Source organism: Herbaspirillum sp. Her2, from assembly GCF_057961375.1.
The window spans coordinates 376,535-397,913 of the sequence record NZ_CM176331.1 but is presented as its reverse complement, the minus strand read 5'-3'; the positions used below and the strand labels follow the sequence as shown (position 1 = coordinate 397,913).

At 63.7% G+C, this 21,379-nt stretch carries 20 protein-coding genes; 11 read left to right on the top strand and 9 right to left on the bottom strand.

Annotated features, from left to right (window positions below; all coding sequences use genetic code 11):
• Positions 1 to 17: 17 nt before the first annotated feature.
• Positions 18 to 1,378 (top strand): IS3 family transposase gene (locus ACWHXP_RS01745; protein ID WP_489624614.1). Its coding sequence is split into 2 segments (ribosomal slippage): positions 18 to 501 and positions 501 to 1,378, totalling 1,362 coding nucleotides; the frame shifts between segments, so codons are not numbered across the junction.
• Positions 1,379 to 1,500: 122 nt separating this feature from the next.
• On the opposite strand, the gene ACWHXP_RS01740 is transcribed toward ACWHXP_RS01745, so the two are convergent.
• Complete coding sequence (locus ACWHXP_RS01740) at positions 1,501 to 2,502, bottom strand: class 1 fructose-bisphosphatase (protein WP_039784418.1); 1,002 nt, start codon at positions 2,500 to 2,502, stop codon at positions 1,501 to 1,503.
• Between the two features lie 75 nt (positions 2,503 to 2,577).
• Positions 2,578 to 5,274: an aminopeptidase N gene (gene pepN / locus ACWHXP_RS01735; protein ID WP_489623568.1), complete on the bottom strand. Its 2,697-nt coding sequence runs from the start codon at positions 5,272 to 5,274 to the stop codon at positions 2,578 to 2,580.
• A 425-nt stretch (positions 5,275 to 5,699) separates the two neighbouring features.
• On the opposite strand from pepN, the gene ACWHXP_RS01730 reads away from it, so the two are divergent.
• A complete protein-coding gene (locus tag ACWHXP_RS01730; RefSeq protein ID WP_034339484.1) occupies positions 5,700 to 6,353 on the top strand; it encodes a DUF4136 domain-containing protein in 654 nt (217 codons plus the stop codon).
• Positions 6,354 to 6,359: 6 nt separating this feature from the next.
• Here the strand turns inward: ACWHXP_RS01730 and ACWHXP_RS01725 are convergent, their stop codons facing one another.
• From ACWHXP_RS01725 to ACWHXP_RS01695, 7 genes are all read right to left on the bottom strand, one after another.
• On the bottom strand, positions 6,360 to 7,295 hold the full coding sequence (locus ACWHXP_RS01725; RefSeq protein ID WP_489623569.1) for a DMT family transporter: 936 nt from the start codon (positions 7,293 to 7,295) through the stop codon (positions 6,360 to 6,362).
• Between the two features lie 121 nt (positions 7,296 to 7,416).
• Entirely contained in the window at positions 7,417 to 7,620 is a 204-nt protein-coding gene (locus ACWHXP_RS01720) for a hypothetical protein (protein ID WP_489637773.1), read from the bottom strand.
• Positions 7,554 to 8,579: an ABC transporter substrate-binding protein gene (locus tag ACWHXP_RS01715; protein WP_489637756.1), complete on the bottom strand. Its 1,026-nt coding sequence runs from the start codon at positions 8,577 to 8,579 to the stop codon at positions 7,554 to 7,556. Before ACWHXP_RS01715 ends, ACWHXP_RS01720 begins: the two co-directional genes overlap by 67 nt.
• 179 nt (positions 8,580 to 8,758) lie before the next feature.
• Positions 8,759 to 8,929: a hypothetical protein gene (locus ACWHXP_RS01710; protein ID WP_166675083.1), complete on the bottom strand. Its 171-nt coding sequence runs from the start codon at positions 8,927 to 8,929 to the stop codon at positions 8,759 to 8,761.
• 44 nt (positions 8,930 to 8,973) lie between these two features.
• Positions 8,974 to 9,948, bottom strand: coding sequence for a quinone oxidoreductase family protein (locus ACWHXP_RS01705; protein ID WP_489623571.1), 975 nt, complete (start codon positions 9,946 to 9,948; stop codon positions 8,974 to 8,976).
• A gap of 69 nt (positions 9,949 to 10,017) precedes the next feature.
• Positions 10,018 to 10,938, bottom strand: a complete 921-nt coding sequence (locus tag ACWHXP_RS01700) for a DMT family transporter (protein WP_209582679.1) — start codon at positions 10,936 to 10,938, stop codon at positions 10,018 to 10,020.
• Between the two features lie 58 nt (positions 10,939 to 10,996).
• Positions 10,997 to 12,646 (bottom strand): helicase HerA-like C-terminal domain-containing protein, encoded by a 1,650-nt coding sequence (locus ACWHXP_RS01695; RefSeq protein ID WP_489634629.1) that lies wholly within the window; start codon positions 12,644 to 12,646, stop codon positions 10,997 to 10,999.
• Positions 12,647 to 12,875: 229 nt separating this feature from the next.
• On the opposite strand from ACWHXP_RS01695, the gene ACWHXP_RS01690 reads away from it, so the two are divergent.
• The 9 genes from ACWHXP_RS01690 (at position 12,876) to rng (ending at position 21,059) form a co-directional block, all read left to right on the top strand.
• Complete coding sequence (locus ACWHXP_RS01690) at positions 12,876 to 13,601, top strand: YebC/PmpR family DNA-binding transcriptional regulator (protein ID WP_034336305.1); 726 nt, start codon at positions 12,876 to 12,878, stop codon at positions 13,599 to 13,601.
• Positions 13,602 to 13,685: 84 nt separating this feature from the next.
• Complete coding sequence (gene purD, locus ACWHXP_RS01685) at positions 13,686 to 14,954, top strand: phosphoribosylamine--glycine ligase (protein ID WP_034336307.1); 1,269 nt, start codon at positions 13,686 to 13,688, stop codon at positions 14,952 to 14,954.
• Between the two features lie 189 nt (positions 14,955 to 15,143).
• Positions 15,144 to 15,974: a mechanosensitive ion channel family protein gene (locus tag ACWHXP_RS01680; RefSeq protein ID WP_088757255.1), complete on the top strand. Its 831-nt coding sequence runs from the start codon at positions 15,144 to 15,146 to the stop codon at positions 15,972 to 15,974.
• Between the two features lie 133 nt (positions 15,975 to 16,107).
• A complete protein-coding gene (gene hemF / locus ACWHXP_RS01675; protein WP_489623573.1) occupies positions 16,108 to 17,028 on the top strand; it encodes an oxygen-dependent coproporphyrinogen oxidase in 921 nt (306 codons plus the stop codon).
• Positions 17,028 to 17,696 (top strand): nicotinate-nucleotide adenylyltransferase, encoded by a 669-nt coding sequence (locus ACWHXP_RS01670; protein ID WP_034336321.1) that lies wholly within the window; start codon positions 17,028 to 17,030, stop codon positions 17,694 to 17,696. Before hemF ends, ACWHXP_RS01670 begins: the two co-directional genes overlap by 1 nt.
• Positions 17,696 to 18,457, top strand: coding sequence for a ribosome silencing factor (rsfS, locus tag ACWHXP_RS01665; protein ID WP_034336324.1), 762 nt, complete (start codon positions 17,696 to 17,698; stop codon positions 18,455 to 18,457). The genes ACWHXP_RS01670 and rsfS overlap by 1 nt, the downstream gene beginning before the upstream one ends.
• On the top strand, positions 18,457 to 18,927 hold the full coding sequence (rlmH, locus tag ACWHXP_RS01660) for a 23S rRNA (pseudouridine(1915)-N(3))-methyltransferase RlmH (protein WP_489634630.1): 471 nt from the start codon (positions 18,457 to 18,459) through the stop codon (positions 18,925 to 18,927). Before rsfS ends, rlmH begins: the two co-directional genes overlap by 1 nt.
• 57 nt (positions 18,928 to 18,984) lie before the next feature.
• Positions 18,985 to 19,599, top strand: a complete 615-nt coding sequence (locus ACWHXP_RS01655) for a Maf family protein (RefSeq protein ID WP_121043269.1) — start codon at positions 18,985 to 18,987, stop codon at positions 19,597 to 19,599.
• Entirely contained in the window at positions 19,596 to 21,059 is a 1,464-nt protein-coding gene (gene rng, locus ACWHXP_RS01650) for a ribonuclease G (protein ID WP_034336330.1), read from the top strand. The genes ACWHXP_RS01655 and rng overlap by 4 nt, the downstream gene beginning before the upstream one ends.
• The last annotated feature ends 320 nt before the right edge of the window (positions 21,060 to 21,379 follow it).

Here is a 21,379-nt window from a genome sequence, read left to right as displayed (position 1 = left end):
CCTTTGGGGTGTTTTTCATGGCGAAGTACGACACGAAGTTTAAATATGAAGTGGTCAGGCGCTGCTTGAAGGGCGGCAAAAGCGCCAGAGCGGCGGGTAAAGAATTCGGAATTGATCATGCAACTGTACACCGCTGGGTGCAGAGGTACCGGCACCATGGTCTCAATGGCCTGAACAAGAAGCACGAGTATTACAGCGCCGAATTCAAGCTTTCGGTATTGAAACGAATGAAGAAGGAAGGCTTGTCCTACCGGGAGGTAGAGGCGATGTTCAATCTTCGGGGAGTAAGCACGGTCAGCCGGTGGGAGCGTCTGTATCATGAGCATGGCTTGGATGGATTGAAACCCAAGCCGAGAGGACGCCCAAAGATGATGAAGCCTAAAATTCCCCCTAATCCACTCAAGACCAAAGCCGAGGATGCACGTACGCGGCAAGATTTACTCGATGAAATCGAGTATCTGCGCGCGGAGGTGGACTACCTAAAAAAGCGGAAGGCCTTGATTCAAGCAAAGCAAGCAGCTGCGCAAAAGTAGCGCGACTAGTGCAGGAATTGAGGCCACATCACAAGCTGTCGATTCTGTTGAGAATTACAGGATTGGCACGCAGCACCTTCTATTACCAAGTCCGGGCGCAGGCAGCCGACGATAAGTACGCTGCCGTGAAGACCCACATCTGCAAGGTTTATGAGCTCCACAAAGGCCGATACGGCTATCGGCGGATTACGACCACATTAAGAAAAGCTGGCGAAGTGATCAACCACAAAACCGTTCAGCGCCTGATGCTCCAACTTGGTTTGAAATCGCTAGTGAGGCCGAAGAAATACCGCTCGTATCGCGGCCCTGGCCATGTCAGTGTAGCGAACGTACTCCAACGGCAATTCAAGGCGGAGCGATTCGGGGAAAAATGGGTAACGGATGTGACGGAGTTCAACGTCAGCGGGGAAAAGCTCTATCTTTCGCCCGTCATGGACCTGTACAACGGCGAGATCGTGGCGTATCAGACAAGCCGTTCACCGCAGTTTCATCTGGTCAAGAGCATGCTCAAGAAAGCCATAGCAACCTTAAAGGGAGTAACCCGGCCGATGCTTCATTCCGATCAGGGGTGGCAGTACCAGATGCATGCTTATCGGCGTACCTTGGCGGAAACTGGCATCACACAGAGTATGTCGAGAAGGGGAAATTGCCTGGACAACGCGGCCATGGAAAGCTTCTTCGGCACACTCAAATCGGAGTGCTTTTACTTGCACAGATTCTCTTGTATTGACCAGTTGCAGACCGAGATCCGCAAGTACATCCATTACTATAACCATCACCGCATCAAGACCAAATTAAAAGGACTGAGTCCCGTGCAATACAGAACTCAGTCCTCTGGGCCTTAACCGGCTAATGACCGTCCAACTTTATGGGGTCAGTTCACATCGCGGGCTTTTTTCCGCCCGGCGCACACCGGGCGTTTTTTCTTTCTGCACGCGCGCGGGACTCGCCCGCGCCGTGACTGCCTTTACTCCTTGTGATAGGAGGTCACGCGCTCCACTTCATTCTTCGAGCCCAGGAACACGGCCACGCGCTGGTGCAGCTTTTCCGGCTGGATGTCGAGGATGCGCTGCTGGCCATCGGTGGCGGCGCCACCGGCCTGCTCGACGATGAAGGCCATCGGGTTGGCTTCGTACATCAGGCGCAGCTTGCCCGGCTTGCCCGGCTCACGCGCATCGGCCGGGTACATGAAGATGCCGCCGCGGTTCAGGATGCGATGCACGTCGGCCACCATGGAGGCGATCCAGCGCATGTTGAAATCCTTGCCGCGCGGACCGGTGGAACCGGCCAGCATTTCATCCACGTAGCGGGTGACCGGCGGGAACCAGTGACGCTGATTGGAGGCGTTGATGGCGAATTCCTTGGTGTCTTCGGGAATCTTGATGTCCTTCTGGGTCAGCACCCAGGCGCCCATTTCGCGGTCCAGCGTGAAGCAGTGCACGCCGTCGCCGGTGGTCAGCACCAGCACGGTCTGCGGGCCGTAGACGGCATAGCCGGCGGCGACCTGCTTGGTGCCGGGCTGCATGAAGTCCTGCTCGCTGGGTTCGGTCATGCCTTCCGGGGCCTTCAGCACCGAGAAGATGGTGCCGATGGAGACGTTGACGTCGATGTTGGAGGAGCCATCCAGCGGATCGAACATCAGCAGGTATTCGCCCTTGGGATAGCGGTTGGGGATGCGGTGGATGGTCTCCATTTCCTCGGAGGCCATGGCCGCCAGGTGGCCGCCCCATTCATTGGCTTCCAGCAGGATCTCGTTGGAGATCACGTCCAGCTTCTTCTGCACTTCGCCCTGCACGTTCTCGCTGCCGGCGCTGCCCAGCACTTCGCCCAGCGCGCCCTTGCCGACCGCATGCGAGATCGACTTGCAGGCACGGCCGACGACTTCGATCAGCAGGCGCAGTTCGGACGGGATCTTGTTGTGCAGACGCTGCTGCTCGATCAGGTGTTGCGTGAGGCTGATACGTTTCATGGTGGTCTTCCTTGCAGTGGTTTTTATTTAATGAATCGGATGAATGAGTGAGGGGTCAATTATCTGTCTGACAGATCAATCGGCCAGGGCCTTGGTGATGACTTCGGCCACATCGCGCGAGAGTTTGGGGGAAGCTGCAACCTGTTGCAGGGCCAGGCGCATCTTTTCCTGCAGCGCCGGGGTGTACTTGCGCCAGCGGTCCAGGCTGCGCGCCAGGCGGGCGGCCACCTGCGGATTGCTGCCGTTCAGGGCGATCACCTGTTCGGCCCAGAAGGCATAGCCATTGCCGTCCAGCGCATGGAAGGCCGAGGGGTTGCCGTTGCAGAAGCTGAAGATCAGGCTGCGTGCGCGATTCGGATTCTTGAGCGTGAAAGCCGGATGCTCGGTCAGGGTGCGCACGGTGTTCACGTCGGCATTGCGGGCCGTGGCCTGCAGGGTGAACCACTTGTCGATGACCAGGGCTTCCTGTTCGAACTCGGCGTAGAAGCGCTGCAGGGCTTCGCTCTTGCCGGGGGCGGCGCTGTTGAGGACCGCCGAGAGTGCGGCCAGGCGGTCGGTCATGTTGTTGGCGTCCTGGTCCTGCTGCTGGGCCAGAGCCATGGCTTCTTCATCATCCAGTTCGGCCAGGTAGGACAGGGCCACGTTCTTCAAGGCACGATGACCGGCCGAAGCGGCGTCGGGGCTGTAGGCACCCGGGGTCTGGTGGGCGCGATACACGGCCAGCAGATCATCGCGCAGTTCGCGCGCCAGCGAGCGGCGCAGGAACTGGCGCGCCACGTGGATGGCGTGCGGGTCGATGACTTCCATCTGTTCGGCGATCATGGTTTCCGACGGCAGGGTCAGTACCAGTTCGCGGAAGGCAGGATCCAGCGACTCGTCCTTGAGGGTGGCGCGCAGCGCTTCGGCCAGGGCACCGTCGTGCTCGATGTTGTTGAGCACGGTATCGACCGCCACCACATGGCCGGACTGGCGCGCGGCCTGCACGGCCACCGTCAGGTTCAGCAGACGGCGCGTGGCCAGGCGCTGGCCGGCTTCCCAGCGGTTGAAGGCATCGCTGTCGTGGGCCATCAGGAAGGCCAGTTCGGCATCGCTGTAGTCGTATTGCAGGACCACCGGCGCGGAGAAACCGCGCAGCAGCGACGGCACCGGCTTTTCATCGACGTTGATGAAGGTGAAGCTCTGCTGGGCCTTGGTCAGTTCCAGCACGCGGGTGGTGGCACCGGCCTTCTTCTCGCCTTGCAGGGTCAGCGCCAGGTCACGGCCCTGCGCATCCAGCAGGCCCACGGCCACCGGGATGTGGAAGGGCTGTTTCTTCTTCTGGCCGGGCGTGGCCGGGCAGCTTTGTTCCAGCGTCAGGGTCAGGGTCTTGCGCTTGGCGTCGTAGTCCGCGCTGGCTTGCACCAGCGGCGTGCCGGCCTGGCTGTACCAGCGTTCGAATTGCGACAGGTCGCGGCCATTGGCGTCGGCCATGGCGGCACGGAAATCGTCGCAGGTCACGGCCTGGCCATCGTGGCGCTTGAAGTACAGGTCCATGCCCTTGCGGAAGCCGTCACGGCCCAGCAGGGTCTGGTACATGCGCACCACTTCAGCGCCCTTTTCGTAGACGGTGACGGTGTAGAAATTGTTGATCTCGACAAACGAATCGGGACGCACCGGGTGGGCCATCGGACCGGCATCTTCCGGGAACTGCGCCTGGCGCAGCACGCGCACGTCATCGATGCGCTTGACGGCACGGCCGCTGTCGCTGCCGATCATGTCGGCCGAGAATTCCTGGTCGCGGAAGACGGTCAGGCCTTCCTTCAGCGACAGCTGGAACCAGTCGCGGCAGGTGACGCGGTTGCCGGTCCAGTTGTGGAAATATTCGTGGCCGACCACCGCTTCGATGTTGGCGAAGTCGACATCGGTGGCGATGCGCGGATTGGCCAGCACGTACTTGGTGTTGAAGATGTTCAGGCCCTTGTTTTCCATGGCACCCATGTTGAAGTCGCCCACCGCCACGATCATGAAGCGGTCCAGGTCGAGATCCAGGCCGAAGCGTTCCACGTCCCAGGTGATGCTGTTCTTGAGCGACTCCATGGCGTGCTGGGTCTTGTCGAGGTTGCCCTCTTCCACCCACACCTGCAGCAGCGCATCGCGGCCCGAGTGCAGGCGCACGGTTTCTTCCTGGCAGACCAGCTGGCCGGCCACCAGGGCGAACAGGTAAGAAGGCTTCTTGAACGGATCTTCCCACTTGGCGTAGTGGCGGCCATCGGGCAGCTCACCCTCTTCGATCAGGTTGCCGTTGGACAGCAGCACCGGATAGCGTGCCTTGTCGGCGCGCAGCATGACGGTGAATTTGGCCATCACGTCCGGGCGGTCAGGGAAGTAGGTGATCTTGCGGAAGCCTTCGGCCTCGCACTGGGTGAAGAAATTGCCATTGGACACGTACAGGCCCATGAGCGAGGTATTGCGATCCGGATGGACCAGGGTCTCGATCTCCAGCGTCACCTTGGCCGGGGCGGCGGGGATGGTCAGCACGCCGCCAGCGATGCGGAAATCGCCCTTGGCCTGCGAGAGCGTCTTGCCGTTCAGGCGCAGGGCCACCAGTTCCAGCTCTTCGCCGAAGAGGATCAGGTCGCGGCCCTTGGCGGCCGGGTTGCGGGTCAGGGTGATGCGGGTGGCCACATGGGTGTCAGCGGGATCGAGGTCGAAACCCATCTCGACGGTGTCAGCCAGGTAATTGGGAGCGGCGTAGTCTTTACGGTAGATCGTCTGGGGCGTATCGGTGCGCATGGAGGCCTGTCCGGGAAGGGAAATGGAGGTCAGAAAATGAGGGCTAAAGTGAAGGCTAAGACAGCAGGAAGCCAATTCAGGTGCAGCAAAAACCCGATTTTACCAATCATCCCGCACTGCGCGAATGGAATCGGCCGGATTTGCCGCGCTCGTCTCCATCAGGGACTGTTGGCGGGAAGCATGGTTCATATCGGCCTCCGGCCGGTACAATGGCGAAACCGGCCCTTGCCCCAGATTGGGGCGAAGCAGGCAGGCGCAGCGGGGGTTTCCGGCTGTCGCTTTCCACGCGGGATCAAAATGGCCGCGCGCAAGGTCTGACGAGGCAAGGTTTTTGGCATTTTGCTTCATATCGCCCCGCAAGCGCCCTTCCCACGGCATCCCAGCCTTCTGCCCGGTGCCCGGCTTTTTTCTGATGGAGTTCGTTCATGAAACGCTGGCTTTATCCCCTTCTTGCAGCGGCCAGCCTGCTGCTGTCCGGTTGCGCCTCGGTGATCGAGAGCAACGTCACCTCTTTCCACGCCTGGTCGCCCGACTACAACCAGCGCGCCTATGCCTTTGCGCCCGCCAAGGAACAGGAGAATGACCTGCAATACCAGAACTACGCCGGGCTGATCCGCCAGGAGCTGCAATTCCTCGGCTTCACCGAGGCGCGCGATCTGAAGTCGGCGCAATTGCAGGTCAGCTTCGGCTACGGGATGAATACCGAGCAGGTGGTAGTGAGCCGGCCGGCCTATGATCCCTTCTTCTACGGACCGGGGCCGGGCTGGGGACGCTTTGGTCCGCGCCCGTTCGGCTTCTACGGCCCTTACGGACCGTTCTATGATCCCTTCTGGTATGGCGGTCCGATGCAGACCACCAGCTATCCGGTCTTCCTGCGCCGGCTGCAGATCGGCATCAGCCAGGCCAGCGACGGCAAGAAGCTGTTCGACGTCGTGGTCGACAGCGAAGGCCAGCGTGCCGGACTGACGGCCGCCATGCCGGCCATGGTGCGCGCGGCCTTCGAGGATTTCCCCGGTCCCAGCGGCGTGACGCGCCACATCCGCATCAAGGTGGACAAGAACGGCCAGCCGGAGAACTGATCCCGCTCACCCGTGCGGCGACCGCCCGAGCCGCTTGCCCAGGCCCCAGATGCTCAGCAACAACAGCGCGCCGCCCAGCCACTGGGTAGCGCTCAGGGTCTGGCCCAGCAGTACGGCGGCCAGCAGGACCGCCGTGAGCGGTTCGATCAGGGTCGCCACGGTCAGCGCCGTGGGCGTCAGGCGTGCGGCGCCCCAGCTGAACACCAGCAGCGCCAGCGCCGCCGTGACCACCCCCAGGTACAGATACCAGGCTTGCGGCGGCAAGCCGCTGGGCCAGTGCAGCGGCCGCGCCAGGCTGGCCAGTCCCATCACCAGCGCCGCCACCACGGTCAGGCAGGTTGCGGAGGGGCCAGCTCCCAGCGCCGTCGAGAGCCGTCCGCTGACCAGCGTGAATCCGGTATAGAGCAAGGCCGAGGCGACCGAACAGGCCAGTCCGATGAGCAGGTCCGTCTGGCCTGATGCGGCGCTGCCATTGGCCTCATGCCGCGCCACGATCAGCACGGTGCCGCCGAGTGCGGCGGCCAGCACCGCTGCCAGTGTCCAGTCCAGCTTCTCGTGCCCGCGCAACAGCGCGATGACGGTGGAAAACACGGGTGGCAGGCACAGGGCGATCAGCGTGGGAATGGCCGCGCCGATGCGCTCGATTCCCAAGAACCAGAACAGCACGTAGCCGGCCATGGTGGTCCCGGCCAGCACCACGGGCAACAGCAGCGCGCGCAGGGTCGGCAGGTGGATGCGTGCGCCGAATACCAGACACAGGAACACCGCACCGACCGCAAAGCGCCAGAAGGAGATGTCGCCCGGCGCGAAGCCGTATTGCGCGATCAGGATGTTGACCACCAGGGCTCCGGTGCCCCACAGGAAACCGGCGCTGCAGGCGGCCATCAGGGCCACGCCGGAGTAGGCGGGCGCAGCCAGCGAAGAGGAGCGGGAACCAGACACGGCGGATCCTTGATGAGGGTGGCAAGGGAGGCGATGGCGTACGGCCGGTCGCCGGGCGCCGCGTCACAGTGTAGCCGATCAGGACAGGACCGCGCCGGGCGGCTGCTCCGCTGCCCTGCCCTCAATTGATGAAGCGTCCACCCGTGCCGATGGCGGTGAGGTCAACGAAATCGGACCCGCTGTGATCGGTGCGCCCGAACTGCAGGCTGAAGCCGCCGCCATCGTAGTTGGCCGGGGTGATGCTCTCCAGCGCCCGGATCAGGCCGGCACGCGTAAGTTGCGGGCCGGCACGGCGCAGGCCCTCGACCAGCACGCGGGCGGCGATGTAGCCTTCCAGCCCGATGAAATTGCAGCGCGCGCCGGGGGCTGCTTTCCATGGCCTTCTGGTATTCGTAGACGATGGGCAGCCTGGCCTTGTTGGGAAATGGCACCACCTGGGTGATCTCGGTACCGACCCCGGTCTGCTTGAGGCGTGCGGCCAGCGACAGGCTGCCGACGAAGGAATAATGGGAAAAAGCCGCCGAGGTAGCCCGCCGCCCGCATGCGCGTGATGAGCGCCGCGGCCGGCTCGTAGGACACGGCCTGGATCACCACATCGGGGCGCATCTTCATGAACTGTTCTGCAGCCGGCCCCACGGCATCGCTGTTGCGCTCGATGGGCATGCTGCCGACCAGGGTCAGTCCGTATTGCGCTGCGCGCTGGCGCAGGTTGTCCAGCAGGCCCTTGCCGAGCTCATCGTTCTGGTAGAACACCGCCACGCGCTTGCGCCCGGTGCCCTGCAGCTGACGCAGCAGGAAACCGGTTTCCTGGTCGTAGCTGGCGCGCACGTGGAAGATCAGGCGATTGAAGGGTTCGCGCAGGGCGGCAGCCCCGGTGTGCGGGGCGATCAGCGGAATGCCGGCCTCGCGGATGGCCGGCAGCGCCGCCAGCACCGTGGGCGTGCCGGAAAAACCGAACAGCGCGAATACCTTGTCGCGCCAGATCAGTTGCTGGGTATTGGCCAGGGTGCGTTCGGGCTGGTAGCCGTCATCCAGGCTCAGCAGCCGCACGCGCCGCCCATGCACGCCGCCACGGGCATTGACCTGGGCGAAATAGCTGCGTGCCCCTTCCTGGAAGTCGCGCCCGACCTCGGCGGCCGGGCCGGTAAAGGGGGCCGACTGGCCCAGCACGATTTCCTGCGGGCTCACCCCGTTCTCGGCCGCCTGCGCAGCGTGCAGGCCGCACGCCACGCCCAAGGCCAGACGGCCGCACCAGACAACGACCGCTTGCCAGTTCCTTCCCATCTCCCTCTCCCGCCAAAAATGTTCTCCCTGGAGGCGTTCAGGTGAAGAAATTCACCCGAACGCCGAAGGCAGCATTTGACGATCAAGACGGAGAAAAATGCGTGATCCACGCATAGTCTTGGGTAAACCCCGATAACTTGCGAGATCCGTACCGAAGAATTTCGATATCCAGTGGAAAATCAGGAGAAGTAGGCTTCGCTGGCAAAGGTGATGACCACGATCATGAGCACCGCACAGATCAGCACCGCCAACAGCCGCCCGAACTTGGGCGAGCCGTCGGCGCCGGCCGCCTGCTCGGGGGGATGGCCCATGGGATTGTCGAGGCCGGGGTCGCGCGGGGGCTGGTCCATAGGCATTCCTCTTGTGTCAGGGTCATCAGGCGATTACGCGGCCATCACGGGATCAGGATGGTCGAACCGGTGGTCTTGCGGCCTTCCAGGTCGGCGTGGGCCTGGCCGACATCCTTCAAGGCATAGCGCTGGTTGATCTCGATGCTGATCTTGCCGCTCTCGACCATGTCGAGCAGGTCGCCGGCGGTGGCATCGAGTTCGGGGCGGGTGGCGATGTAGTTGCCCAGCGAGGGGCGGGTCAGGAACAGCGAACCGCGCGAGGCCAGTTCGGACACGCCGAACGGCGGTACCGGACCGGAGGCATTGCCGAAGCTGACCATCATGCCGCGCGGGCGCAGGCAATCCAGCGAGCCGGTGAAGGTGTCCTTGCCGATGGCGTCATAGACCACCGGCACCCCTTTGCCGCCGGTGATTTCCTTGACGCGTTCGACGAAGTTTTCAGTGGTGTAGTTGATGACGTGGGCCGCGCCATGCTGCTTGGCCAGGGCCGCCTTCTCGTCGCTGCTGACGGTGCCGATCAGGTTCACGCCCAGGGCGCGCGCCCACTGGCAGGCGATCAGGCCGATACCACCGGCGGCTGCATGGAACAGGATGGTCTCGCCCGGCTGCACGGCATAGGTCTGGCGCAGCAGGTATTGCACGGTCATGCCCTGCAGCATCATGGCCGCTGCGGTATCGAAACTGATGGCATCCGGCAGCTTGACCAGGATATCGGCCGGCATCACGCGCGCTTCGGCATAAGCCCCATTGGGACGGCCGGCATAGGCCACGCGGTCACCGACCTGGAAACCGGCCACGCCCGCACCAACGGCCTCGATAGTGCCGGCCGCTTCCTGGCCCAGGCCGGCTGGCAGCGGCTGCGGATAGAGACCGGAGCGGAAATAGCAATCGATGAAGTTCAGGCCGATGGCAGCGTGGCGGATGCGGACTTCACCGGGACCCGGTTCGCCCACTTCCACGTCCACATATTCCATGACTTCGGGGCCGCCGGTCTTGCTCATGCGGATTGCTTTTGCCATCTGGGTCTCCTTGTAGTGAGTGGATTTCTAGCCTGAACATTCATATATCGAGAGGCAGTATAGAACGCCTCAGCGCTTCTTGCGCGACAGCAGCCACATGCCCGCCAGCACCAGGGCGGTGCCGGCCAGCTGGATGCCGGTGATCGGTTCATCCAGCAGCACGGCGCCCATGAAGAGCGTCGAGACCGGCCCCACCAGGCCCGCCTGGGCGGCCGTGGGGGCGCCGATGCGGGCTACCGCCACCATGGTCAGGAACACCGGCAGCACCGTGCAGAACACTGCATTGAAAAGTGAAAGCTGGTACACCGGGGCCACCTGCGTGACCAGGTCGGTGGGCGCGCGCAAGATGAAGAACTGGATCAGGCAGGCCACGCTGGACACGCACATGGCATAGGCCACCAGCCGCACCGCGCCGACCCGGCGCACCAGTTCGCCCGAAGAGATCAGGTAGATCGAATAGCTCAGGGCCGATCCCAGCACCAGGGCGCTGCCGAGGATGACGTTGCTGCCGCCGGTATGCAGGTCATGCTGGAGCACCAGCACGGTACCGAAGTAGGACACCAGCAGCGCCGCCCATTCGATCCAGCCGACCTTGCGCTTGAAGAAGAAAAAGGCGATCAGCATCACGAAGGAAGGCGTAAGGAACAGGATCAGGCGTTCCAGCCCGGCCGAGATGTATTGCAGCCCGAGGAAGTCGAGGAAGCTCGACAGGTAATAGCCCATCAATCCCAGCACCACGATGCGCAGCACGTCGGCGCGCGCCAGGGGCGGCTGGGTGCGCGCTTTCCAGAGCGCCACGGCGGCAAACATGGGGAAAGAAAACAGCATGCGCAGCGTGATCACCATAACCGCATCGACCTGGTAGCGGTACATCAGCTTGGCCACGATGGCCTTGGCGGAAAAGAAGATGGCACCAATGATGGCGAGCAGCAGCCCGCCCAGGAAGGCCTGGCGCGGGGTGGAATGAACGGGGGTGTGAGCGGCAGTCATGGCCGCGATTGTAAACCCTGGGCTGCGCACTCGCCGCGCGGGCGGGCTCAGCACCGTGTCAGCGCTTCTTCATCAGCGAGCCAAGCACGCCGCGAATGAGCTCGCGCCCGACCTGCGAACCGATGCTGCGTGCGGCCGACTTGACCATGGCCTGCAGGGGAGAATCGCTGCGGCGATTGCCGCTGCCGCTGCCGAAGATGCCACCGGCGGCATCCTTGAGCAGGTCGCCCAGACCACCGCCCTGATCCTGCTGTGACTGTGACTGTGGCTGTGGAGCGGGTTGCGGCTGCGGCATGCGCGCACCCCCACTGGGACGCGAGGTGCTGGCAGGGGCCGGTGCGCTACGGCCTGCCGATGCGCCCCAGGCATTGTCATCGGCCGAAGCGGGGGCTGGTTGCGGCGCCGGAGCAGGCGCTGCCTGCGGCTGCTGCACCGCGCGTCCCTTCAGGCGCTCATAGGCCGATTCGCGGTCGATGGCCTGTTCGTAGACGCCGGCCACCAGCGAAGAGGCGATCAGGGCGCGCCGTTCCTCCACGCTGATGGGACCGATCTGCGACGCCGGGGTCAGCACGTAGCCGCGCTCGACCATGTTGGGCCGCCCCTTCTCATCGAGGAAGGACACCAGCGCCTCGCCCACGCCCAGCTCGGTGATGGCCTGGGCGGTATTGACCATGGGATTGGGACGGAAGGTTTCGGCGGCCGCCTGCACCGCCTTCTGGTCGCGCGGGGTGTAGGCGCGCAGGGCGTGCTGGACGCGGTTGCCGAGCTGGCCCAGCACGGTGTCGGGGATGTCCAGCGGATTTTGCGTGACGAAGTAGATGCCCACGCCCTTGGACCGGATCAGGCGCACCACCTGCTCGATCTTCTGCAGGAGCGGCTTGGGGGCCTCATCGAAGAGCAGGTGCGCTTCGTCGAAGAAAAAGGCCATCTTGGGCTTGTCCAGGTCGCCCACTTCGGGCAGGTGCTCGAACAGTTCCGACAGCATCCACAGCAGGAAGGTGGAATACAGGCGCGGCGCGTTCATGAGCTTGTCGGCGGCGAGGATGTTGATGATGCCGCGGCCCTGGGCATCGGTCTGCATCCAGTCCTCGATGTTCAACATCGGTTCGCCGAAGAAGCGGTCGCCGCCCTGCTCGTCGATGGCGATCAGCCCGCGCTGGATGGCCCCTACGCTGGAGGCCGAAATGTTGCCGTATTCAGTCTTGAACTGGGCCGCGTTTTCGCCCACGTGCTGCAGCATGGCGCGCAGGTCCTTGGTATCGAGCAGCAGCAGGCCGTGGTCATCGGCAATCTTGAACACCAGTTGCAGCACGCCCTGCTGGGTATCGTTCAGGTTGAGCATGCGGGCCAGCATCAGCGGGCCCATGTCGGAGACGGTGGCGCGCACCGGATGGCCCAGTTCGCCGTAGACGTCCCAGAACGCCACCGGTGCCGCGGCCCAGGCCGGTTCGGGCAAGCCCAGCTGGGCCAGGCGCGCGCTGGTCTTGGGGGAGGCGCTGCCGGCCTTGCCCAGGCCGGAGAGGTCGCCCTTGACGTCAGCCATGAAGACCGGCACGCCGATATCGGAGAGGGCCTGGGCCAGCACCTGCAGGGTGACCGTCTTGCCGGTGCCGGTGGCACCGGTGATGCAGCCGTGACGGTTGGCCAGTTGCGGCAGCAGGCACAGTTGCCCGCCGGAATGGGTAGCGATGGGAAGCGGATTAATCATCTCGACTGGGCCTTCAAGGCAAAAATGACGGGGTGGCGGTATGGTAAAATGCCCGCCCGATTATAGTCAGAACATGGCGTCAGGAAATGCATTATCGAACCCTGGGCGCCGGGTCCCCCTGCTGCAGCGATGCCTTGCCCGCGCCCGCCGGTCTTGCCGAGGCGCCTCCAGGAGCGGCTTGCGCAGGCGGGACGGTTCTGGCCTCACCCTCTCGCAGGAAAGATTCAACATGGCTGGACACAGCAAATGGGCCAATATTCAGCACCGTAAAGGCCGTCAGGATGAAAAGCGTGGTCGCGTCTGGACCCGCCTGATCAAGGAAATCACCGTCGCCGCCCGCATGGGCGGGGGCGATCCGGACACCAACCCGCGCCTGCGCCTGGCCGTGGACCGTGCCTCCGACGCCAACATGCCCAAGGACAACGTCACCCGCGCCATCCAGCGCGGCACCGGTGCCCTGGACGGCGTGAACTATGAAGAAGTGCGCTATGAAGGCTACGGCATCAACGGCGCAGCCATCATCGTCGATTGCATGACCGACAACCGCGTGCGCACCGTGGCCGAAGTGCGCCATGCCTTCTCCAAGTTCGGCGGCAACATGGGGACCGAAGGTTCGGTGGCCTTCCTCTTCAAGCACTGTGGCCAGCTGATGTACGCGCCCGGTACCGATGAGAATGCCGTCATGGAAGCCGCGCTCGAAGCCGGTGCCGAAGACGTCCTCACCGACGACGAAGGCGGCATCGAAGTGCTGACCGCTCCCAATGATTTCTCGGCCGTGAAGTCCGCCATGGAAGCCGCCGGCTTCAAGGCCGAAGTCGCCGAGATCACCATGAAGCCCTCCACCGAGACCGTGTTTGCGGGCGAGGACGGCGTCAGGATGCAGAAGCTGCTGGATGCGCTGGAGAACCTGGACGATACCCAGGAGCTCTATACCAACGCCGTGATCGAAGAATAATTCACCCGATCACCCAGCCGGTTTATAAAGATACGGACAAGACGACCCTTTCCGCCCCATTCGCCACTTTTATCTTCCTATCCCATGAAAATCCTAGTTGTTGGCTCCGGTGGCCGTGAACATGCGCTGGCCTGGGCCATTGCCAAGTCGCCGCGCATCCAGACGGTCTATGTTGCTCCCGGCAATGGCGGCACCGCGCTCGACGAGCGCCTGCAGAACATCGCCATCACCGATCCCGTGGCCCTGGCCGACTTCGTCGAGCAGGAACACGTGGCGCTGACCGTGGTCGGCCCGGAAGGCCCGCTGGCGGCCGGCATCGTCAACGTCTTCCGCGCCCGTGGCCTGAAGATCTTCGGTCCCACCAGGGAAGCGGCGCAGCTGGAAAGCTCCAAGGACTTCGCCAAGGCCTTCATGCAGCGCCATGCGATCCCGACCGCCGAGTACCAGACCTTCTCGGACGTGGCGGCCGCGCATGACTACATCGCCAAAAAGGGCGCGCCCATCGTCATCAAGGCCGACGGCCTGGCCGCCGGCAAGGGCGTGGTGGTCGCCATGACGCTGGAAGAAGCGCATACGGCCGTGGACATGATGCTCTCCGACAACAAGCTGGGCGACGCCGGTGCGCGCGTGGTGATCGAGGAATTCCTGGCCGGTGAAGAAGCTTCCTTCATCGTCATGGTCGACGGCAAGAACATCCTGCCGCTGGCCACCAGCCAGGACCACAAGCGCCTGCAGGATCACGACCAGGGCCCCAACACCGGCGGCATGGGTGCTTACTCGCCCGCTCCCATCGTCACCCCGGCGCTGCATGCGCGCGTCATGCGCGAGATCATCGTGCCGACCGTGCAGGGCATGGCCAAGGATGGCATCCCTTTCTCCGGCTTCCTGTATGCGGGCCTGATGATCGACGCCGAGGGCAACCCCAAGACGCTGGAATTCAACTGCCGCATGGGCGACCCCGAAACCCAGCCCATCATGGCGCGCCTGAAGACGGACCTGCTGACCGTGTTCGAACATGCGGTCACCGGCACCCTGGACAAGATCGAACTGGAATGGGATCGCCGCACCGCGCTGGGCGTGGTCATGGCCGCCCATGGCTATCCGGAAGAACCGCGCAAGGGTGACCTCATCACCGACATCCCGGCCGAGACCGCCGATTGCGTCACCTTCCACGCCGGTACCACCCTCAACGGCGACAAGCTGACCACCAACGGTGGCCGCGTGCTGTGCGTGGTGGGTCTGGGCGACAGCGTGAAGGTCGCGCAGAAGCACGCCTATGACGCCGCCGACCTGATCCACTTCGCCGGTTCGCAGATGCGCCGCGACATCGGCTGGCGCGCCCTCAAGCGCTAAGCCGGGCCGCATGCCGTCTCCATCCCCCGCAACGCCGTGTGTGTTGCGGGGGATTTCATTTGGAAGGCATGCGCGGCACTTGCCGTGCCACTGCAACAAAATGACGCCTCCGCAGCCTAAGCACGACGGGCGTTTCCGGGCAGCATGCCCCCGCCACGACCCGCATTCCCAGAAGAAAAGGACATATCGATGCCAGACCACCTGCTCAATTTTGAAACTTTGATCAACCTCTACCTGGTGCCTTTCGGGCTCAAGGTGATTGCCGCCATCGTCATCTGGATCGTCGGCGGCATGTTCATCAACACGCTCTCCAAGATCGTGCGCCGCGTGCTGACCGCGCGCCAGTTCGAGACCACGCTCATCAACTATGCCAGCTCGGCCATGCACGTCATCCTGCGCATCCTGCTGGTGATGGGCATCCTGGAAGTGTGCGGCATCCCGACCACATCCTTTGCGGCCATGATCGGCGCAGTCGGCGTGGCCCTGGGTGTGGCCTGGTCGGGCCTGCTGTCCAATTTTGCGGCCGGCATCTTCCTGGTGGTGTTGCGTCCTTTCAAGGTGGGCGACTACATCACCGCCGCCGGCCAGACCGGCACGGTCTCCGACATTGGCCTGGTGACCACCATCATCACTACCGACAACAACCTGCGCGTGATCATCGGCAACAACAAGCTGTTCTCGGAAAACATCATCAACTACAACGTCAACGCCACCCGCCGCACCGACCTGCGTTGCCAGATTGCCTACAGCGTCGATCCGCAGCAGGCCATCGCCAAGCTTTCCGAACGCATCAAGGCCATTCCTAACGTCTTGCAGACGCCGGCACCGGGCATCGTGATCCAGGAATTCAATGCCACCGGCACCCTGATCGCCCTGCGCGTGCATGCGCCCACGCCCAATTTCGGGCAGGTCTACAACGACGTGCAGAACGCCATCGCCGAGGTCTGCCTGAAGGAAGGCTGGCCGGCGCCGGCGACTTATCAGGTGGCCGTACCGCTGGCCCAGCCGCCGCAAAACTGAGGCCTTTGCCCCACAACGCCGGTCCGGCATCGCCTGCGGACCGGCTTTTGACGCCCCAGCCGGGGGCGGTCAAGGTACAATGGCGGGTTGGAACGCATTTCCGTCCAGTAACCGTGTACCAGAGCGACCCGCCGTGACCACCCATTCCAACGCCGCCACCAACACCGCTGCCGTCAAGGCTTACCTGCAGGACCTGCAACAGCGCATCGTCGCCGCGCTGGAAGCCGCTGATGGCAAGACTTTCCTGTCTGATTCCTGGGAACGCCCTGAAGGCGGTGGCGGCACCTCGCGCTTGCTGGAAGAAGGCAACCTGCTGGAGCGCGGCGGTGTCGGCTTCTCTCACGTGATGGGCAAGAACCTGCCGCCCTCGGCTGCGGCCAACCGCCCGCAACTGGCGGGCCGCGCCTGGGAAGCGATGGGCGTGTCGCTGGTGCTGCATCCGCGCAATCCCTACGTGCCGACGGTGCACATGAACGTGCGTTTCTTCACCACCCATGCGGAAGGCGAAGAAGCCGTCTGGTGGTTCGGCGGCGGCATGGACCTCACGCCCTACTACGGCGTGAAGGAAGATGCAGTGCACTTCCACCGCACCTGCCGCGATGCGCTGCAGCCCTATGGCGAGGACTTGTATCCGCGCTTCAAGAAATGGTGCGATGACTATTTTTACCTGAAGCACCGCAAGGAGCCGCGCGGCGTCGGCGGCATCTTCTTCGATGACTTCAACGCCCTGCCCTTCGAGCAGGCCTTCGCCCTGCAGCGCAGCGTGGGCGATGCCTTCCTCGACGCCTACCTGCCCATCTTGGCGGCGCGCCGGGAAACGCCTTATGGCGAACGTGAACGCGACTTCCAGGCCTATCGCCGGGGGCGCTATGTGGAATTCAACCTGGTCTTCGACCGGGGCACGCTGTTCGGGCTGCAATCCGGCGGACGCACCGAGTCCATCCTGATGTCCATGCCGCCGCTGGTGAAGTGGCGCTATGACTGGCACCCGGAACCGGGTAGCCCGGAAGCGGCGCTGTATTCGGACTTCCTGGTCCACAAGGAATGGCTGTAATGGTGCCGCCTGCGGCGCAGCGCTGCATTGCCGTGCTCGGCGGCAGCTTCGATCCGGTGCACAATGGCCATGTCCTGCTGGCCGAGCATTTCGTGCAATTGCTGCAGCCCGATGAGCTGCGCGTCATCCCCACCGGCAATCCGTGGCAGAAGCACGGCCTGCAGGCCGAAGCGGCCGACCGGGTGGAAATGGTCAGGCGCGCCTTCGGCCAGCAGCAGGTACCGGTGGTCATCGATGAGCAGGAAATCCGCCGCTCCAGCGCGACCTATACCATCGATACCCTGCGCGCACTGCGCGCGGAGCTGGGGCCGGAGGTGTCCATCGTGTTCCTGATGGGCGCTGACCAGTTGCAGCACCTGGACACCTGGCAGCACTGGCAGGAATTATTCGAGTACGCGCATTTGTGCGCGGCCTCCCGGCCCGGCTTCGCGCTGGCCGATGCGCACGTGCCGCCGGCCGTGCGCGACGAATTCAAGCGGCGCAGCGCTGCGCCGCAAGAGATCCGCAGCACCACGCACGGATACGGCTACCTGGCCCTCGGGCTGGCGGTCGATATCTCGTCGACTGAAATCCGTGCCCAGCTGCAACGCGGCACCCGACCCGATTCGCTGATCCCGGGCAGGGTGCTAGACTATATCGAACAACAACATCTGTACCGAAATTCATAATGGACATCAAAAAACTGCAAACCCTGGTCGTGGACGCTCTGGAAGACGTCAAGGCGCAAGAAATCCGCATCTATGACACCTCGCACCTGACCTCCCTGTTCGACCGCGTGGCCATCGCCTCCGGTACCTCGAACCGCCAGACCAAGGCGCTGGCCGCCTCGGTGCGCGACAAGGTCAAGGCCAAGGGCGGCAACGTCGTCAGCGTCGAAGGCGAAGACACCGGCGAATGGGTGCTGGTCGATCTGGGTGACATGATCGTGCACATCATGCAGCCGGCCATCCGTACCTACTACCGTCTGGAAGAAATCTGGGGCGACAAGGAAGTCAAGCTGGGCGCGGCCAAGCGCACCGGCACTTCGGCTGCCGCCAAGCGCGCCGCCGTCGACGAAGCCCCGGCCCCCAAGACCCGCCGCACCCGCGCCCAGGCGGAAGCCGTCGAAGCCAGCCAGGCCCTGGACGACGACGAGGACGCACCGAAGAAGCCGGCCCGCAAGCCGCGCGCGACGACCACCAGCACCACCGGTACCCGCGCTGCTGCCGGCACGACCCGCACCACCCGTACTACCGGCACCAAGACCACGGCGGCCAAGACCACCACCACCCGTGGTACGGCAGCCGGCAGCAAGACCACCACCACCAAGGCCGGCACCACCCGCAAGGCCGCTGCGCCCAAGACCCCGACCGGCAAGACCGTGCGCGTGGCGCCCGCCAAGAGCGAGACCGCCAAGAAGCCGGCCGCCAAGCGCACCAGCAAGGCTTGATGCAGCTGGTCATCGCTGCCGTCGGCCACAAGATGCCGGCGTGGATAGAAACCGGCTTCCAGGAGTATGCCAAGCGCATGCCACCGGAATGCCGGATCATCCTGAAGGAAATCAAACCCGTCGAACGCTCCGGCAGCCGCACGGCCGAAACCGTGATGGCGCAGGAGCGCGAGAAGATCGAAGCGTCGCTGCCCAAGGGCGCGCGCGTGATTGCCCTGGACGAACGCGGGCGCGACTGGACTTCAGTGCAGTTGTCGCAGCAGTTGGAGCAATGGCAGCAGGATGGACGCGACGTGGCCTTCGTCATCGGCGGGGCTGACGGGCTCGATCCCGGCTTCAAGGCCGGGGCCGATACGCTCATCCGCATCTCCAGCATGACCTTGCCGCATGGCATGGTGCGGGTGATGCTGGCCGAGCAGCTCTATCGTGCCTGGTCGATCACGCAGAACCATCCGTATCACCGCGCCTGACGGCGTCCACCGCCGGATTCCGGCCTCCCGGTACCGGCTCTTGACATCCCTGGCTCAATGAAACAAGCGGACCACAAAATCTACCTCGCCTCGAAAAGCCCGCGCCGCCGCGAACTGCTGCGCCAGATCGGCATCGATTTCGAACTCATGCTCTCGGACAAGGAAGTCGACGAGAGCGTCCTGCCCGGCGAAGCCCCGCTGGACTATGTCGCCCGCGTCACCCGCGCCAAGCTCGACAGCGCCCAGCAGACCATGATCCTGCGCCAGCTGCCGCATCGTCCGCTACTCGCGGCCGATACCACCGTGGTGGTGGACGACCTGATCTTGGGCAAACCGGCCGATCACGATGAAGCCGTGCGCATGATCACCCTGCTCTCCGGCCGCACCCATCAGGTCCTGACCAGCGTGGCGGTGGGCGTGACCCACGGGGTCGAAACCGAGGTCTGGCAGATCGTGCAGCAGTCCGATGTCAGCTTTGCGCCCTTGACCGAAGAGGCCATTGCCGCCTATTGCAATACCGTCGAACCTTACGACAAGGCCGGCGCGTATGGCATCCAGGGGCTGGCCTCGGTCTTCATCAGCCATATCGTGGGCAGCCATTCCGGTATCATGGGGCTGCCGCTCTTCGAGACGGCTCAACTATTACAACAAGCGGGCGTTCGCATCCTATGAGCGAAGACATCCTCATCAACATCACGCCGCAGGAGACGCGCGTGGCGCTGATCCTGCAAGGCGCCGTGCAGGAACTGCACATCGAGCGCACCCTCTCGCGCGGCCTGGCCGGCAACATCTACCTCGGCAAGGTGGTGCGGGTGCTGCCGGGCATGCAATCGGCCTTCATCGACATCGGCCTGGAGCGCGCCGCTTTCCTGCACGTGGCCGACATCTGGGAAGCCCGTCCGCACGACGGCCAGAACGCGCCGGCCATTCCCATCGAGAAACTGCTGCACGATGGTCAGACCATCACGGTGCAGGTCATCAAGGACCCCATCGGCACAAAGGGGGCGCGGCTGTCGACGCAGATCTCGATTGCCGGGCGCATGCTGGTCTACCTGCCGCAGGACAAGCACATCGGCATCTCCCAGCGCATCGAGAACGAAGCCGAGCGCGAACTTTTGCGCAGCAAGGTGCAGGCGCTGCTGCCGCCCGAAGAAAAAGGCGGCTTCATCATCCGCACCATGGCCGAGGATGCTTCCGACAGCGACCTGCAGATGGACGTGGAATACCTGCGCACCACTTGGGCCACCATCATCAAGCAAGCCAAGACCAAGCCGGCGCCTACTCTGCTGCACCAGGACCTGTCGCTGGCGCAGCGCGTGCTGCGGGACTTCGTCTCGGACCAGACCGCCACCATCCAGGTCGATTCGCGCGAGAACTTCCATATGCTGCAGGAGTTCGGTGCCATCTATACGCCCTCGGTGCTGCCCAAGCTGATGCACTACCGGGGCGAGCGTCCGCTGTTCGACCTGTATGGCGTGGAAGAGGAAATCGAGCGCGCCCTGGGCCGCCGCGTGGACCTGAAGTCGGGCGGCTACCTGATCGTCGACCAGACCGAAGCGATGACCACGATCGACGTCAACACCGGCAGCTTCGTCAATGGCCGCAACTTCGACGACACCATCTTCAAGACCAACCTGGAAGCGGCGCACGCGATTGCGCGCCAGCTGCGGCTGCGCAACCTGGGCGGCATCATCATCCTCGACTTCATCGACATGGAGAGCACGGAGCACCGCCACGCCGTGCTGGCCGAACTGGGCAAGGCGCTGCAGCGCGACCGCACCAAGATCTCGGTCTCGGGCTTCTCCACGCTGGGGCTGGTGGAGATGACCCGCAAGCGTACCCGCGAATCGCTGGCCCACATCCTCTGCGAGACCTGCCCGGCCTGCAAGGGACGCGGCCAGGTCAAGACGCCGCGCACGGTGTGCTACGAGATCCTGCGCGAGGTCATGCGCGAGGCCAAGCAGTTCAATCCGCGCGAATTCCGCATCCTGGCGTCGCAGGTAGTGGTGGACATGTTCCTGGAAGAAGAATCGCAACACCTGGCCATGCTGGGCGATTTCATCGGCAAGCCGGTGTCGCTGCAGGTGCAGAGTGATTACCAGCAAGAACAATACGACATCATTCTGATGTAACGCCCAGAGTCCGCCCAGTCCGCCCCCTCTTATACGCTTTGCCCATGAACTCCTTCTCCAGCGCATCCACCGCCACGCCCTCCCTGTCCGCGTATGTCGATTTCAGCAAATTGCGGTTGGGCGACCGCATGGCCTCGGCATGGTATGCCCAGCAGCGGCGCCTGCGCACGGGGGAACGATTCGGCATGGTGGATGAGCACCTGCTGATTCCTGAACCGTTTCCGATGGATGTGTTTTTCCCGGAAACCTTCGTGGCCGTCTCGCGCGAAGAGATCGCCGCGACCGCCTTGCCGCAGTGGGACCAGACCATCCTGTGGATC